Genomic DNA, 15,342 nt, shown 5'->3' on the forward strand with positions numbered 1-15,342 from the left:
CGCGCCTTTCCTGCCTTGGGCAGCCGTGACTTTTATCTATCCGACTCTATAGTTTCGCGGTGCGGATAGAACAAGGGCGGCGCCCGCAGGCCCCGCCCCCGACCGCTTTGCGGCAGTACCGACCGGAACGGTCAGGCTTTTTTGCGCTTGCGCCCGCCGCCGCGCCCCTTGGTGCCCAACCCGATCTGCTTTGCGAGTTCGCGGCGCTTTTCGGCATAGTTGGGGGCAACCATCGGATAATCGGCGGGAAGTCCCCACTTCGCGCGATACTCGTCGGGCGTCATTCCATAATGCGTCATCAGGTGACGGCGCAGCATCTTCAGCTTCTTGCCGTCTTCGAGGCAGACGATGTGATCGGGTTTTACCGATGCGCGTATCGACACCGCGGGAACCGGTTTTTCTTCCGCGACGGGCTCGCTCCCCAGCGTCGAAAGCGCCGAATGGACGTTATTGATCAAAAGAGCGAGATCGGAAATTGCGACGCTATTATTGCTGACGTGGGCGGCCACTATATCCGCGGTCAGTGTGACGAGCATTTCATTTGTATCGGCTTGATCCGCCATCGATGATTTCCCTTGTCTTTAGCAACCCAGAGATATGGACGGCGAATATTACATCGTCCCCCCGCCCAGTTATATTTATGCCATTTTGGCGGTAATTTCGCAATGCCCCATAGAAATTTCCCGCAATTCTATTTCCGATGCCGCATTGTAATCGCGTCGCGAAGCTTGCCGTCGCCACCACGATAATAGTCGCGGCGACGCCCGCACTCCACAAACCCGGTCTGGCTGTACAGATGAACCGCGTCGTTATCGGCGCGCATTTCAAGGAAGTGATCGTCGGCGCCCTTGGCGGACGCCCACGCCTGCCAGTCACGCAGCAGCGCACGGCCGATGCCGCGCCCGCGCCACGCGGGGTCGACCGCGAGCAACAGCAATTCGCTTTCGGGGCCGGCAATCCGCGCCGCGTAGAAACCGCACGGCGACTCGTCATCGCGGGCAAGCGCAATCCGGGCCGAAGGCAGCGCGAACAGCGTGAGGAGCTGCGCCGAACTCCATGCTTCGCCATAGGCGGGATCGAACGCCGCCTCCATTACGGACATGACGGCGGCGAGGTCGGCGGGGGTTGCCGCAGACAGGGACACCGGACAGGTCATGGAGCGTGCATCGGCTTGGCATCGGGCGCGCGGCCATAGGTAGGGCCGGGATTATCGAACAAGGCCTGTTCGGGCAGGCGGATAAAGGCGCGCGCATCGGGCAAGGTCGTGCGCGCCCTGCCCGATCCGCGGCGTTCGACAAAGGCTTCCGCCCGATTGCCCACAGCCAGTTCGTCGCGATGCCCAACCGCGTCGTCGGGAAGGAGCGATTGTGCGTCGCCGCGCGGCGACAGGTCGGCGGCAAAGGGCTGGACGAAATACTGGCCGTGCCCACCTTCCATCACGACCACTGATCCGCCCGCGGCGGCAATATCGTCGGCGGCGCTCGCCGCGACCAGCGCGAGTGTCGAGAAGCCGCGCGTCGGGATCTGCCAACCGAGCGCGAGCGCGCGCGCTGCCGCGATGCCGATGCGCACGCCCGCAAAGCTTCCGGGGCCACAGCCGACCAATATTTCATCGGCGCGCCCACCGCCGTCCAGTTCGGCGATCAGCGGAACGAGCCGTTCAGCATGCCCGCGCCCGATTACCTCGTGCCGGAAATCGACCAGCGTCCCGGCGTCGAACAGTGCCACCGTGCAAGCCTCGCTCGCCGAATCGATGACAAGTTGGCGCATGGGATCTGGCGGGCCCGGTCAGGCGATACGGTTGAAGCGCGCAAAATCGGGGCGCGGACTGCGATCAAAAATGCTCGCGGGGTCGCCATAGCCCAGCGTCGAGATGAAATTGCTCTTCACATTGGGCTCATCGACGAAAAAGGCGGCATCGACCGCCGCATTGTCGAACCCTGACATCGGCCCCGTATCGAGCCCGAGCGCGCGCGCCGCCATGATGAAATAGGCGCCCTGCAAGCTCGAGTTGCGAAAGGCGGTGGTCTCCGCATGCTTTGCATCGCCCGCGAACCAGCTGCGCGCATCGGTGTGCGGGAACAAGTCGGGAAGATGTTCGTAAAATTCATTGTCCATCGCGATGATCGCGGTGACGGGCGCCTTCAAAATCTTTTCGCCATTCGCGGGCATGGTCAGCGGCGCGAGCTTCTGCTTCGCCGCATCCGAGACGCACCAGACGATCCGCGCCGGCAGGCTGTTCGCACTCGTCGGGCCGTACTTCATCAGGTCCCAGATTGCATGCAACTGCGTCTCGCTCACCGGCTTGTCGAGGTAGCCGTTATAGGTGCGCGCGGTACGGAACAGCTGGTCGAGGGCGCTATCGGAAAGCGGCTCGCTCATTCGGCAAACTCCTGATTGGGGCCGGTCAGACGGCGTGGACGGCCGTCACTTCGGGAACATAATGCTTGAGCAGCGATTCGATGCCATTTTTCAGCGTCGCCGTCGAGGAAGGACAGCCCGCGCACGCGCCCTGCATCTTCAGATAGACATTGCCCTTGTCGAACCCGCGATAAACGATGTCGCCGCCGTCGTTCGCAACCGCCGGTCGCACACGCGTTTCGATGAGTTCCTTGATCTGCGCGACGATGTCGGCATCGGCGGGATCGTCGGAGAAATCCTCTTCATTCTCGCCCGGAACGCTGATCCCCGCGGCACTGGCGGGATGGAACAGCGGCATTTCGGCCAAGAAATGGTCCATCACGATGCCGAGCACATCGGGCTTTGCGTCGCTCCATTCGGCCCCCGGGGCGATGGTGACCGAAATAAAGTCGCGGCCAAAGAACACGCCGGTGACATCGCCGAGCGTGAACAATGCGGTCGCCAGTGGCGACGCAGCGGCCTCCTCCGGGCTCGCAAAGTCGCGAGTACCGGCTTCCATTACCACCCTGCCAGGCAGGAATTTGAGCGTCGCGGGGTTCGGCGTCGATTCGGTTTCGATAAGCATGGGCAGCATGTGGGGCGCGGTGCGGCTTTGTGCAAGCCGCATCGCGGCGCTAAAGGGGCACGGATGCGCCATTTCACCCAATTTGCCGCGCTCGACTGGTCGGGCGCGCGCGGTCTGCGGCAGGCCGGAATCGCGCTTGCGGTCGCGTGCGAGAACGAGGCCCCGGCATTGGTGCGCCCGGGCCGCAAATGGTCGCGGGCCGAAATATTGGCCTGGCTCGAGGCACGCGCCGACGAAGGCATCGACATGCTGATCGGCTTCGATTTTTCAGCTGCCTTCGCCTTTGCCGATCATGGCGCCTATTTCCCCGAATGGAGCGAAAGCCCCGGCGACCTCCCCGACTTGTGGGCGCTCGTCGAGCGGATTTGCGCGACCGATCCGCATTACGAAGCGCACAGCTTTCTCGCCCATCCAGAAGCGCGGCGGCATTTTCGCCACGCCAAGGGCGACACCGGCGACCGTTTCGAACCCGGCGCGGGGCGGTTGCGCCTCGTCGAACGGCACCAGCGCGCGACCCGCCAAGCCGCCAGCGTCAGCAATTTCAACCTCGTCGGCGCCGCGCAGGTCGGCAAGGCGAGCCTGAGCGGCATGCGTTTGCTCCACCGGCTGCGCGGGCGCATCCCGCTGTGGCCGCTCGACCCGGTTCCGGCGCGCGGCCCGCTGCTCGTCGAAATCTACACCAGCCTCGCCGCACGCGCCGCGGGCATGGCGCCGGGCCGCAGCAAGATCCGCGACGGCGCCGCGCTCGATTGCGCGCTCGCCGCACTGGGTTCGCCCGTGACCGGGATGCGCGGCCCGCTGAGCGACCACGCCAGCGACGCCCTGCTCACCGCCGCATGGCTCCGCGCCATCGCGCACCGGCGCGACATCTGGTCACCTGTCCCGCTCGACGCGGCGATCGCGCACACCGAGGGTTGGACGTTCGGTATCCTTTGATTTCCAACGCGAAAGCCGTTTGACCCAAGCTCTGGCGTCAGCTCGTCACAAGCGGCCCCGCCAACACAATCGGGAGCACACCGCCGCCACCATTCACTCCAACAACAGAGTTTCCTTCGCGACAAAAAATGTTCTAGGGGGCGCTCAAGGTGCGCCGGCTTAGCTCAGTTGGTAGAGCAACCGCCTTGTAAGCGGTAGGTCGTCAGTTCGAGTCTGACAGCCGGCACCACATAACCCGCAGAAAACTGCGGGTTTTTCTCGATTTTGGCAGATTTTCTGGTATTACCGTGGTTATCGGTCGTTTCATGGTCTGCCTTGGAAAAACCGGTCCAATTCTCGAGAGAGCCCATTATTGCGAGAGAATTGAAGAAAGTGACATGCCCCCTGATTTTTCTCCACCTGTAATTATCGCACCGAAAAGACCGAAGCGCTGACCAAGGCCATCAGATATGCCACGCCCGCCCGACTGCGCCCGAGGGACGCGGCCGCGCACCTGCTGGCGGCAAAATATCTGACCGGCGTGCAATATCCCTGGAGGGCGGGAGTCGGGATCAGCCAATCGCAATCGTCCCGCTGGCAAGCGCTGTCCGGCGACTATCTGCTTCCGCGCAACACGGCAAAGGCCATCGAGATCCTGACCGAGCTGTCGATGCGCGGCGAGCTCGACGGTGCCGTGCAGGCTGCCTCAATGTATCGCGCCGGCCGCGGAACAACGAGTGGGCTGGCCGAGGTCCCCAACGCCTATGGTTATGAAAAGAAAGTCGAGGCGATGCGAAAGCTGACGCCGGAAATGGTCGCGTTGATCCGGTGCGGACATCGCAACAAATTTGGATAATCGGCTTCAGCAAAGACCGCCGCCGTTACAGCGACTGTCCGTCGTCGACGTCGATGACGGCGCCCGTCACGCAGGCCGACGCGTCCGACGCGAACAGCAGCATGAACGGGTCGAGCGAGGTGACTGGCTGCAGGCGGCGCCGGTGGAATGCGGCAATTTTCTGTGCGCCCGCTTCGGTCTGATAGAGGTCGCCCGCCAGCTCGCTTTGGATATAGCCCGGCTGGATGACATTGACGTTGATGCCCTGGCGCACCCATTCGCGCGCAAAATTGCGGCCGAGGTGCGCCACCGCGGCCTTTGACGCGGCATAGGCCGCGTCGCCAACGGCGGTCATGTGCGAAGTGATCGATCCGATGATGATGACGCGTCCCGCGCCGCTTTCGCGGCTTCCCGATGCGATCAGGCGCCGCGCGCCCTCGCGCACGGTCAGGTATACGCCGGCGATATTGGTGTCGAGCACCTGGCGGATCGCGTCCGCCGACAGGTCGGTCGACCGCCCCACCATCGAAACGCCAGCGTTGGCAACGATGGTATCGACAAGACCGAAGCGCGCCTCTGCGGCGTCGAAGGCGGCAGCGACCGAGTCCGCATCGCCGACGTCCATCGCGACGGGCAGCGCTTCGCCGCCCTCACCCTCGATCGATGCCGCCAGCGCCTCGACGCGGTCGACGCGGCGCGCGGCAAGGACGACGCGCGCGCCCGCCGCAGCATAAAGGCGCGCAAAATGCGCACCGAGCCCCGCCGATGCGCCGGTCACGATGATTGTCCGTCCCGCGACCGTTGTCATTATGCTGTCCCTTCGCTGTTCCTTGCGTTGCCCTGCATCCATTCGCGCTTCACCGCCTTGGCGAGCGACCATTTGTGGACCTCGGTCGGGCCGTCGTAAATCCGGAAGGCCCGCACCTCGCGGAAAACCTGTTCGACGATCGTGTCGCCGCTGACGCCCGTTCCGCCCATCACCTGCACGCAGCGGTCGGCGATCCGCATCAGCGCTTCCGACACCGCGACCTTCGCCATCGAACTTTCGGCAGTACCGAGCGAACCGCTGTCGAGTATGTCGGCGCACCAGTCGATCATCAGCTCGGCCTGCTTCAGGTCGATGCGATTTTCGGCGAGCATGAAGCCGACCCCTTCATGGTCGACGAGCGGCTTGCCGAACGCCATGCGCGTGCAGGCATAGGCGGTCGCAATCTCGTGCGCGCGCTGGCACGCGCCCCACCAGCGCATGCAGTGCGACAGGCGCGCGGGCGCCAGGCGGATCTGCGCATATTTGAACCCCTCGCCCGGCGCGCCGAGCATCTGCGCGCCGGGGACGCGCAGATTGTCGATCCGCACGATGCTGTGGCCGCCGGGCATCGAGCTGTCGATGGTGTCGAGCAGCCGCTCCATCCGCACCGCAGGGTCGGGCAAATCGACGAGGAACATGCACGCCCCCTCCTCGGCCTTGGCCATCACGATGCCGACGCTGGCGCCCTGCGCGCCCGTGATGAACGCCTTGCGGCCGTCGACGATCCAGTCGTCGCCGTCGCGGTAGCAGCGCGTCTGCATCATCGACGGGTCGGAACCCGCACCGCCCTCGGCCGCGGGTTCGGTCATGAAAAAGGCCGAACGCACCTCACCGCGCACGAGCGGCCGCAGGAAACGCTCCTTCTGTTCGTCCGTCCCGACCTTGCCGATCAGGTACATATTGCCCTCGTCGGGGGCCATGACGTTGACCGCGACCGGCCCGAGCGGCGAGAGGCCCGACGGCTTCAGCACCATCGCCGTCGCGCGCTGGCTGAGGTGCGCGCCATCGTCGAGGATGTGCGGCGTCAGGACACCCGCATCGCGTGCCTTGGCGCGCAGCTCGCGGACGAGATCGTCCGACGGGCCGTGCGGGCCGCAGCGATCGTCGCGCTCATAGGGCACAACCTCTTCACGCACGAAACGTTCGACGCGCGCCGCAATCTTCGCCGCGCTCAGGTCTTCGGACCAGTTCATTGCAGCGTCTCCCGGTACAGTTCAAACATTGGGAAAGGCCGGAGCCTTGCTGACGAGCGCAGGGAGCGATCGCTCCATTACGCCGGTCAGCCATCGGGCCGCATCGACCGCCTTGGCCAGGTCAAGGCCCGTGACAACGCCGCTTTGCTCCAAAAGATAAGCGACATCCTCGGTCGGAACATTGCCCGCAGCGCCGGGAGCGAAGGGACAGCCGCCAAGCCCACCGAGCGATGCGTCGACCGTCGCCACGCCCTCGCAAACCGCCGCCCAGACATTGGCGAGTCCGGTGTTGCGCGTATTGTGGAAATGGGCGCGGAGCGGCAATCCAGCGATCGCCTCGCGCACGCGCCCGACCGTCTCGGCCACCTGCCCCGGCGCTCCGACGCCGATCGTGTCGGCAAGCGCGACCTCGCGCGGCGCCGCGTCGGCGGCGCGTTTCGCCATCTCGACAACCTGCTGCAACGCCACGCGGCCCTCGAACGGACAGCCGAAGGCGGTCGCAATGGTAATTTGCGCGCTGCGGCCATACGCCTTTGCCAGCGCGACGATTTCGATGGCGGCGGCGAGCGATTCGGCGGCGTTCTGTCCCTGATTGCGGATACCGAAGCTGTCGGTCGTCACGCACACGGCCCCCAGCTCGTCGATGCGCCCCGTGGCAAGCGCCCTTTCGGCCCCGCGGCGATTGAGAACGAGGCCGATATAGGTCACGTCGGCGCGATCGGGCAGCAGCGTCACCAGCTGCTCGGCGTCGGAAAGTTGCGGCACCCTCTTCGGATTGACGAAGCTCGTCACCTCGATGCGGCGTGTGCCATAGTCGATTGCGCGGCGGACCAGTTCGGCCTTGTCGGCCGTCGAGATCACCCGCGATTCGTTCTGCAGGCCGTCGCGCGGTCCGACCTCGACCATCTCCACACTCTGATTTATCGACATTTTTTCCTTCCTGGCGGGTCCGACCAATTAGCAGGTTGAAAATTACATAGCATTCTAAGTATAAAGAGCCAATGGGGTGCGAGGCGACCGCCTCTGGCCAGTCCGGTCCCGAAAGGAATGAAATGACAGACGCGAACAGCGGCGGGGGAGCGCTGGAAGGAATCAAGGTCGTCGAAATGGGCCAGCTTATCGCAGGACCCTTTTGCGGCCAGCTCCTTGGCGACATGGGCGCCGAAGTCGTCAAGATCGAACCTCCCGAAACGGGCGACCAGATGCGCCACTGGGGCCAAGGCGAGAAGCCGAGCTGGTGGCGCGTCATTGCCCGGAACAAATATTCGGTGGCGGTCGACCTGCGTTCGCCAGAGGGTCAGGCGCTCGCCCGCGACCTGATTGCCGAAGCCGACATATTGATCGAAAATTTCCGGCCGGGGACGCTCGAAAAATGGAATCTCGACCCGGCCGAACTCCGCCGGGCGAACTCTGGCCTGATCGTCGTGCGCGTTTCGGGCTATGGCCAGACCGGCCCTTATTCGGCGCGCGCGGGCTTCGGCGGCATCGGCGAAGCGATGGGCGGCTGGCGCGGGATAGTCGGCTATCCCGACCTGCCCCCCGCACGGATGGGGGTGTCGATTGGCGATACGCTTGCAGCGACCTATGGATGCCTCGGCGCGCTTGCCGCACTCCACCACCGTACCCAGACAGGCGAAGGCCAGATTATCGATTCGGCGCTTTACGAGGCCGTGTTGCAAGTGATGGAATCGACAGTCTCCGACTATTCAGTCAGCGGCGCCAAGCGCAAGCGGACCGGTTCGACGCTGCCGGGCATTGCGCCTTCGAACGTCTATCCCTGCCGCGACGGCGACTATCTGATCGGCGCGAACCAGGACGGCGTGTTCGCGCGGCTCGCCGAAGCGATGGGGCGGCCCGGACTGGCGCACGACCCCCGTTATGCGACGCACCGCGCGCGCGGCGCGCATCAGGAGGAACTCGACGCGCTCATCGCCGACTGGACCCGCACGCTGACCATCGCCGAACTCGAGGCACGCCTGCTTGACGCAAGTGTCCCGGCGGGGCGGGTCTATGACGCGGAAGATATGCTGAACGATCCGCATTTCGCGGCGCGCGGAGCGCTTGTCACGGTCGACGACCCCGAACTGGGAGCGGTGACGATGCAAGGCGTGTTCCCGAAGCTGTCGGCTACACCCGGTAGTGTACGCCGCCCCGCGCCGCTCGCGGTCGGGCAGGATACGGGCGAGATTCTGAGGCGATGGCTGGGCCGGGAGGAATAGCGCAATGATCACCCTTTATGGCGGGCCGACGCCCAATGCGCGCAAAATCGCGATTGCCCTGCTCGAAATGGATCTCGAATGGCAGCTTGAACCGGTCGACATCCTCGCGGGCGATCAACTGACCCCCGCGTTCCTCGCGCTCAATCCGAACAACAAGACCCCGGTCATTGTCGACGACGACGGTCCGGCAGGTCCGGGTTTCGTCTTGTGGGAAACCGGCGCAATCCTGCTTTACCTCGCCGAAAAGACGGGGCGCTTCCTCCCCGCCGATCCGGTGAAGCGCGCGCTATGCTGGCAATGGCTGATGTTCCAGCTGTCGGGTATCGGCCCGATGTTCGGACAGGCTGCACATTTCACCCATTATGCAAAGGACCGCCACGATTATGCGATCGATCGCTATACACGCGAGGTCGACCGGCTGATGATGGTTCTCGACAAAAGGCTCGGTGAGACCGAGTGGCTTGCCGGCGACGAATATAGCATCGCCGATATGGCGACCCTGCCCTATCTGCGCCGCCAGTTGATTGATAATGGCGCGCGATTTCCCAATGTTGCGCGCTGGGGCGCCGCGATGTTCGAGCGCCCCGCGGTCGCCGAAGGCATGACGGTCGGCGTCGCGCGCGCCGAAACGATCGAAGGCGGACTGACAGGCTTCACCGACGAGCATCGCGCGATCCTGTGGGGCGACCGCCAACACGCCCCGCGCTGAGGCTGCTCGCGCTACCCCCCAGGACTATGCCCTAGTCGCGCGTAACAGCGGCGTGATTGGCCGGGCCGAACATGTTCGACCATTCCTCGTCATCGAGTTTCTGGTGGCGCCCGACATATTTCGCGGGCGCGGCCAGATCGGCACGTTCCATTGCACGCTTCACAGCGGGGCGCTCGGCGATCCGGTCGAACCACGCCTTCATTGCCGGCCATTTGTCGAGCTCTATGCCCATGACGAACGCCGACGCCCGGCCGGGCCAGATCGCCATGTCGGCGATCGTATAGTCCTCGCCCGCGACATAGGTCGATTTTTCGAGGCGGCGTTCGAGCACCGTTAGAAGCCGGTCGAGTTCGCGCGTGTATCGTTCGACCGCATAGTCCTGCCCCGGCGGAGCGTAGCGGAGGAAATGGCTCGCCTGCCCGCCCATCGGACCGAGCCCCGCGACCTGCCAGGTCAGCCACGACAATGTCGCAGCACGCGCCGCGCCGCTCGGCGGCAGGAAACGGCCATTCTTCTCGGCCAGATATTGCAGGATCGCGCCCGATTCAAAGACGGTCACGGGCTCGCCACCTTCGGCAGGCGCCCGATCGACGATCGCGGGAAGCTTGTGATTGGGGTTGATACGCCCGAACACGCTCGTCAGCTGGTCGCCCCGGAAAATATCATAGGCGATAACGCGATATGGCGCGCCTATCTCTTCGAGCATGATGGCAATCTTTTGCCCGTTGGGGGTCGCCGAATAATGAAGGTCGATCATCACAGCACCTCGTGGATCACATGGCGGGCGCCAAAATCGGTTCTCTCGCCGACGCCGACGGCGAGAATCGCGTTGAGCCAACCGAGCTCTGTGCTCGCCGTTTCGAACACGGGCGCGATTCGCAGATAATATCGCGACGATTCGACCGGCGCTGCGTCGGGGTCTGCGAAGGCCGCGCGCACATCGGGAGGAACGACGCTGCGTCCCGAATAGCTCACGAAGATGCGGTCGCCATTGTCGGCCTGCCACACGGATCGCGCGTCGAAAGTCCCGACCGCCTCGTCCCCGGCTAGCTGTCCGCTGCGCGACCAGTTACCGCCACCAGGTAACACCAAGCCGTTGATACGCAGTCCGAAAAAGCGGCCGCCCGTGACATAGCCCATCCGCTGCACACCGAATGGCGATGCCCCGATGTCAATGATGCCGCCTTCGACCTCGAACTCCACGGTACACAAATGGCGCGTGCGAAGCGGCGCGAGCGCGTTGGCGTCGTCGAGAGTGTCCATCTTGCAAATCCTCCTGTCCAGCTATGGACAAGTATAAAACAATTAGTATACTAAGGGTCAATCAAATTGACGGATGGGAGGCGGCGTGCCGCACCCATACCGTCAGCAAATTTACACAAGGGAGGGTGTCGATGCGCGCATTGGATCAGGTCCTGCTTTCGGGCGTTGCCGGGGCAGCAATTATTTTCGGGGCAGTACCGGCGATGGCGCAAACCGCGCCCGCCGAGGCCCGTTTGGACAATGAGATCATTGTTACTGCGCAAAAGCGCGAACAGGGCATTCAGGACGTCCCGATTTCGATGGAGGTTGTGAGCGGCCAGAGGCTACAGGACCTCGGCGTCAACGATTTCCAGGCGATGTCGTCCTATGTTCCCAACGTCGCCGTCCAAACGACCGCAGGCAACGACGTCATCTATATCCGCGGCTTCGGCTCGCCGCCGTCGAATTTCTCGTTCGACCAAGCGGTCAGCCTGTACGTCGACGGTATCTACGCCGGGCGCAGTCGCCAGACGCAGGCGCCCTTCTTTGACATTGCGCGCGTCGAGGTGCTGCGCGGCCCGCAGGGTGCGCTGTTCGGAAAGAACACGGCGGCGGGCGCGATCAGCGTCGTTTCGGCGACGCCGACGCGCGATTTCGAAGGTTCGCTCACCGGAAGCTATGATTTCGAATATGACGGCTTCGAACTGTCGGGCCATGTGTCGGGGCCGATTTCAGAGACGCTGAGCGTCCGCCTCGCCGGCCGCGTCGTCGACAACAACGGCTATATCCGCAACCTTGCGACGGACAAAAAGAACCCGCAGACGAAGCAGCAACTCGTTCGCTTCACCGCGCTGTGGGAACCCAGCCCCGACTTCGATTTCACCGCGCGCGTCGAATATGGAAACCAGGACATCGAGGGCGGGATCACCGTGTCCGATTCGGCGACAGCCGTCCCCAATCTGCGCCAGACGCGCTTCCTCGAAGATTCGGCGCTTGGCGAAGAAGGCATCCGCGGCGAGACTCTCAACATTTCGGGCACCGCCAACGTCCAGCTCGGCGACTATACGCTAACCTCGATCACCGGATACAGCTGGTTCGATTCGGCGATGATCAACGGGTTCGACCAGACGCTGCCAGGCGGCGGGGTGACGACCAATTCGGTGTACAACAGCTATCCTGAAAAGTTCGACCAATTCTCGCAGGAGATCCGGCTGCTTTCGCCGACCGGTCGCCCGCTTGAATTCATCGTCGGCGCCTATTTCGATAAGTCGGACTATCATCTCGACCAGTTCGGCGGCTTCAATATCGACAATAGCGCGCTGACCTATTTCGGGCTGCTCCACACCTTCTTCGACCAGAAGACCGAATCCTACTCGGTCTTTGGTCAGGCGACGTGGAATGCGACCGACGCGCTGCGTTTCATCGGCAGCCTGCGTTATACGCACACGAAGAAGGAAGCGACGTTCGACGGCGAGCGCATCTATGGCCCGTTCAACCTGCGTCCGATCACGCAGGCGCAGGGCAAGCGCAAGGAAAACAACGTCGATCCGTCGATCACGCTCCAATATGACATCAACCCCGACGTCATGGTTTACGCCACCTATGGCCGCGGGTCGAAGTCGGGTGGCTTCGTGTCGAACACCTATGGCACGACCGATGCGACCTTCCAGTACGAGCCCGAACGATCGCGCAATATCGAGGGCGGCATTCGTGCGACGCTCGGCGTGCTGACGGCCAACGTCTCGGTTTACGATACGCGGTTCAAGAATCTGCAGGTGTCGGTCTATAACCCGACGATCTCGACCTATCAGACAGGCAATGCGGCGAGCGCGGCATCGACGGGGATCGAGAGCACCTTCATTCTGCGACCGTCGCGCCATTTCGACGTGCAGGCATCGGCTGCTTACCAGGATATCCGTTACATCGATTATCCGGGCGCGGCCTGCCTTGCGACGCAGCCGATCTCCGCGTGCGATCCGGCCAATCCGGCGAGCATCGCGGCGAACAATATTGCCGGGGCGCCGCTGCCCTATGTGTCCGACTGGTCGGGAAGCTTGACGGCCCACGCATGGGTGCCGCTGTCGCCCTCGCTCGATCTCGACGTCACCGGGGTGGTGTCGGCGCGTTCGGGATATTTTAATTCAGACAATCAGGACCCGAATTTCGGTTTCCAGCGCGGCTACGCCAAGGTCGATCTGCGCGTCCAATTGAGCGGGCCCGAGGACCGCTGGCACGTCGCGTTCGTCGGGCGCAACCTGACAAACAAGCTAACCGCAGGCAGCGCCTTCCGCCTGCCCTTCCCCATCACCGACGTGACGCGCTCGATCCATTATCTCGAGCCGGCGCGCAGCATTTCGGTCGAGGCGGGCGTCAAATTCTGACAATGCCGGGGGGAGCGGCGGCCATCGCAGACCTGCTTGATCGGCAGTCCGCGGTGGCCGTCGCAATCGCTTATGCCTCGGCGCTCGACGCGCGCGAATGGACAGCGTTTCGCGCACTGTTCGGTGCAAACGTAACGATCGATTATAGCGCAATCGGCTCATTCAAGGCCGACGTATCATCCGACGAGTGGACTGCGCGATGCCGTCTGCTCGAAGCGTTCGGCGCGACCGCGCACCGCCTTTCGAACCTCCAGGCATCGGTCGAGGGCAAACAGGCCGAGGTAGCCGCAATCGTCGACGCCGCCCATTTCATTCGCGACGGAGAGGACGAGCTTATGGGCAACCTCATCGGACGCTACCGGTTCAGGCTGCAGCGCGGCGAGCGCTGGTCCATCGTCGGCGTGACGCTTTCGGTCGCGGGCTATCCGGCAGGCCGGGCGGCATTTGACCGCGTGTTCGCCCTCGCTCGCACCCGTTTCGCACAAGGGGCTTCAGCATGATCGACGTCTATTTCACCCCCACACCGAACGGGCACAAAATATCGATCATGCTCGAGGAAACCGGGCTCGACCACCGGCTGATCAAGATGGACATGCTCGCGGGCGATCACCTGACTGCCGCCTATCGCCGGATCAATCCCAACGGCCGACTTCCCGCCATCGTCGACCATGATCCCGTCGGCGGCGGCGCGCCGCTCCCAATATTCGAAAGCGGTGCCATCCTTCTCTATCTTGCGGAAAAGTCGGGCATGCTCCTCCCCGCCGATCCACGCCGCCGAAGCCAGGCGCAGCAATGGCTGATGTGGCAGATGGCAAGCTTTGGTCCGATGCAGGGACAGGCGCATCATTTCATTCGCTATGCACCCGAAGGCCAGACCTATCCCGTCGAACGCTATCGCAACGAAACGCTCCGGCTGCTCCACGTTCTTAACGGGCGCCTGTCGGAAGCGGACTATCTGGCCGAGGAATATAGCATCGCCGACATCGCGACCTGGCCGTGGACGCGCGCGATACGCGCCATCGGCCTGACGCTCGACGATTATCCCGCAATCGCCGACTGGTTTGTTCGCGTCGGCGAGCGCCCGGCCGTCATCGCAGGGACCGACGTCAAGAACGCCGCCAACCTGTCGAGCGCTCGCCCCGTGCTGAGCGAGGAGCAATGGTCAAACCTGTTCGGCAAGAATATGCTCGAAGCCCCAACGCGGTAACGCCGAGTGGCCGCACGGTCAGACGACCGTGTCGGCGTGCCCCCACTCATAATCGATCGCGCCCTCGAGCCTGCGCACGGCCAGCCAGTCGCCCCCGGCCAGCCTGTCGTCGGCGATGAGCATCGCGACGCCCTCGGCTATATCTTCGGGCAGGCATGCCTCATTGTTGGCGAGCACGGTTTCCATCCATTCCGATTTTCCTCCTGCGCCGGTGGTGTCGAGGATGGGCGTGTCGACAAGCCCCGGCAGGATGCCCATGACGCGGACGCCATGTTCTTCTTTCAGCGAGGCGCAGCAGCGCGTGAACATCATCGCCGCCGCCTTCGTCGTCGCATACATGGCGTCGTAAAAGCCCGTCCCGAGAGCGACCGTCGACACTGTATTGACGATAACGCCGCCGCCGCGCTGGCGCATCGCCTGCACCGCGAGCTGCGTCGCGACGACAAGCGCGGTGACGTTGACGTCGATGATCCATCGCAAGCGCGCGGCGTCGACGTCTGGAAATTGCGGAAGGCCCGACACGACCCCGGCATTATTGTGCAGGATGTCGACGTCGCCATGGTCGCGGAACCAGGCTTCGACCGCAGCGATGTCCGACAGGTCGAGCCGGTGGACGCTTGCACGCGTGCCCTGCGCTTCGACCAGCGCCGCCGTCTCTGCCAGCCCGGCATCATTCACATCGACGAGCGCAATTTCCGCAGCGCCCCGCCGCGCCAGAATTTCGGCGGTCGCGCGACCAATACCGCTCGCCGCGCCCGTCACAATCGCTGTTTTTCCGCGAATCTCCATGCCATCCTCCCTGCATTGGCCGGCACACTGTAAAGCACATTGACAGATAACCTTAAAT

General features: G+C 63.6%; 18 protein-coding genes and 1 tRNA gene. 8 read left to right on the plus strand and 11 right to left on the minus strand.

The window, feature by feature from the left end:
- Positions 1–131: 131 nt before the first annotated feature.
- The 5 genes from JI743_RS07135 to JI743_RS07155 form a co-directional block, all read right to left on the minus strand.
- Positions 132–563 carry a Ros/MucR family transcriptional regulator gene (locus JI743_RS07135; protein ID WP_201927478.1) on the minus strand — a complete coding sequence of 144 codons (432 nt, stop codon included), beginning with the start codon at positions 561–563 and terminating at the stop codon, positions 132–134.
- A gap of 128 nt (positions 564–691) precedes the next feature.
- Complete coding sequence (locus tag JI743_RS07140) at positions 692–1,156, minus strand: GNAT family N-acetyltransferase (RefSeq protein ID WP_227340434.1); 465 nt, start codon at positions 1,154–1,156, stop codon at positions 692–694.
- Positions 1,153–1,770 (minus strand): tRNA (adenosine(37)-N6)-threonylcarbamoyltransferase complex dimerization subunit type 1 TsaB, encoded by a 618-nt coding sequence (gene tsaB / locus JI743_RS07145; RefSeq protein WP_201927480.1) that lies wholly within the window; start codon positions 1,768–1,770, stop codon positions 1,153–1,155. The genes JI743_RS07140 and tsaB overlap by 4 nt, the downstream gene beginning before the upstream one ends.
- An 18-nt stretch (positions 1,771–1,788) precedes the next feature.
- Positions 1,789–2,382 (minus strand): malonic semialdehyde reductase, encoded by a 594-nt coding sequence (locus tag JI743_RS07150; protein ID WP_201927481.1) that lies wholly within the window; start codon positions 2,380–2,382, stop codon positions 1,789–1,791.
- A gap of 25 nt (positions 2,383–2,407) precedes the next feature.
- Entirely contained in the window at positions 2,408–2,986 is a 579-nt protein-coding gene (locus JI743_RS07155) for a NifU family protein (protein WP_201927482.1), read from the minus strand.
- A 63-nt stretch (positions 2,987–3,049) separates the two neighbouring features.
- On the opposite strand from JI743_RS07155, the gene JI743_RS07160 reads away from it, so the two are divergent.
- The 3 genes from JI743_RS07160 (at position 3,050) to JI743_RS07170 (ending at position 4,757) form a co-directional block, all read left to right on the plus strand.
- Entirely contained in the window at positions 3,050–3,922 is an 873-nt protein-coding gene (locus JI743_RS07160; protein ID WP_201927483.1) for a hypothetical protein, read from the plus strand.
- A 153-nt stretch (positions 3,923–4,075) separates the two neighbouring features.
- Positions 4,076–4,151 (plus strand) — tRNA-Thr (locus JI743_RS07165).
- A 291-nt stretch (positions 4,152–4,442) separates the two neighbouring features.
- On the plus strand, positions 4,443–4,757 hold the full coding sequence (locus JI743_RS07170; RefSeq protein ID WP_201927484.1) for a hypothetical protein: 315 nt from the start codon (positions 4,443–4,445) through the stop codon (positions 4,755–4,757).
- Positions 4,758–4,782: 25 nt separating this feature from the next.
- Here the strand turns inward: JI743_RS07170 and JI743_RS07175 are convergent, their stop codons facing one another.
- The 3 genes from JI743_RS07175 to JI743_RS07185 are packed head-to-tail and all read right to left on the minus strand — an operon-like array spanning position 4,783 to position 7,667.
- Positions 4,783–5,544 carry an SDR family NAD(P)-dependent oxidoreductase gene (locus tag JI743_RS07175; protein WP_201927485.1) on the minus strand — a complete coding sequence of 254 codons (762 nt, stop codon included), beginning with the start codon at positions 5,542–5,544 and terminating at the stop codon, positions 4,783–4,785.
- On the minus strand, positions 5,544–6,737 hold the full coding sequence (locus JI743_RS07180; RefSeq protein ID WP_201927486.1) for an acyl-CoA dehydrogenase family protein: 1,194 nt from the start codon (positions 6,735–6,737) through the stop codon (positions 5,544–5,546). The genes JI743_RS07175 and JI743_RS07180 overlap by 1 nt, the downstream gene beginning before the upstream one ends.
- A gap of 21 nt (positions 6,738–6,758) precedes the next feature.
- Positions 6,759–7,667 (minus strand): hydroxymethylglutaryl-CoA lyase, encoded by a 909-nt coding sequence (locus JI743_RS07185; RefSeq protein WP_201927488.1) that lies wholly within the window; start codon positions 7,665–7,667, stop codon positions 6,759–6,761.
- Between the two features lie 122 nt (positions 7,668–7,789).
- Here JI743_RS07185 and JI743_RS07190 point away from each other — a divergent pair, with 122 nt between their 5' ends.
- Both JI743_RS07190 and JI743_RS07195 read left to right on the plus strand, forming a co-directional pair.
- Positions 7,790–8,956: a CaiB/BaiF CoA transferase family protein gene (locus tag JI743_RS07190; RefSeq protein ID WP_201927489.1), complete on the plus strand. Its 1,167-nt coding sequence runs from the start codon at positions 7,790–7,792 to the stop codon at positions 8,954–8,956.
- Positions 8,957–8,960: 4 nt separating this feature from the next.
- Positions 8,961–9,665, plus strand: coding sequence for a glutathione S-transferase family protein (locus tag JI743_RS07195; RefSeq protein ID WP_201927490.1), 705 nt, complete (start codon positions 8,961–8,963; stop codon positions 9,663–9,665).
- A gap of 31 nt (positions 9,666–9,696) precedes the next feature.
- On the opposite strand, the gene JI743_RS07200 is transcribed toward JI743_RS07195, so the two are convergent.
- Both JI743_RS07200 and JI743_RS07205 read right to left on the minus strand, forming a co-directional pair.
- Complete coding sequence (locus JI743_RS07200; protein ID WP_201927491.1) at positions 9,697–10,422, minus strand: glutathione binding-like protein; 726 nt, start codon at positions 10,420–10,422, stop codon at positions 9,697–9,699.
- Positions 10,422–10,928, minus strand: a complete 507-nt coding sequence (locus JI743_RS07205) for a DUF3237 domain-containing protein (RefSeq protein ID WP_201927492.1) — start codon at positions 10,926–10,928, stop codon at positions 10,422–10,424. Before JI743_RS07205 ends, JI743_RS07200 begins: the two co-directional genes overlap by 1 nt.
- Before the next feature lie 131 nt (positions 10,929–11,059).
- On the opposite strand from JI743_RS07205, the gene JI743_RS07210 reads away from it, so the two are divergent.
- From JI743_RS07210 to JI743_RS07220, 3 genes are read left to right on the plus strand one after another with little or no spacing between them, the layout of a single operon-like run.
- Positions 11,060–13,288, plus strand: coding sequence for a TonB-dependent receptor (locus tag JI743_RS07210; RefSeq protein ID WP_201927493.1), 2,229 nt, complete (start codon positions 11,060–11,062; stop codon positions 13,286–13,288).
- 2 nt (positions 13,289–13,290) lie between these two features.
- Complete coding sequence (locus JI743_RS07215) at positions 13,291–13,788, plus strand: nuclear transport factor 2 family protein (protein WP_236659823.1); 498 nt, start codon at positions 13,291–13,293, stop codon at positions 13,786–13,788.
- Complete coding sequence (locus tag JI743_RS07220; protein ID WP_201927496.1) at positions 13,785–14,495, plus strand: glutathione binding-like protein; 711 nt, start codon at positions 13,785–13,787, stop codon at positions 14,493–14,495. Before JI743_RS07215 ends, JI743_RS07220 begins: the two co-directional genes overlap by 4 nt.
- Before the next feature lie 18 nt (positions 14,496–14,513).
- On the opposite strand, the gene JI743_RS07225 is transcribed toward JI743_RS07220, so the two are convergent.
- Entirely contained in the window at positions 14,514–15,284 is a 771-nt protein-coding gene (locus JI743_RS07225) for an SDR family NAD(P)-dependent oxidoreductase (protein WP_201927499.1), read from the minus strand.
- Between the last annotated feature and the right edge of the window lie 58 nt (positions 15,285–15,342).

Source organism: Sphingopyxis jiangsuensis, from assembly GCF_016734905.1.
GTDB lineage: Bacteria > Pseudomonadota > Alphaproteobacteria > Sphingomonadales > Sphingomonadaceae > Sphingopyxis > Sphingopyxis jiangsuensis.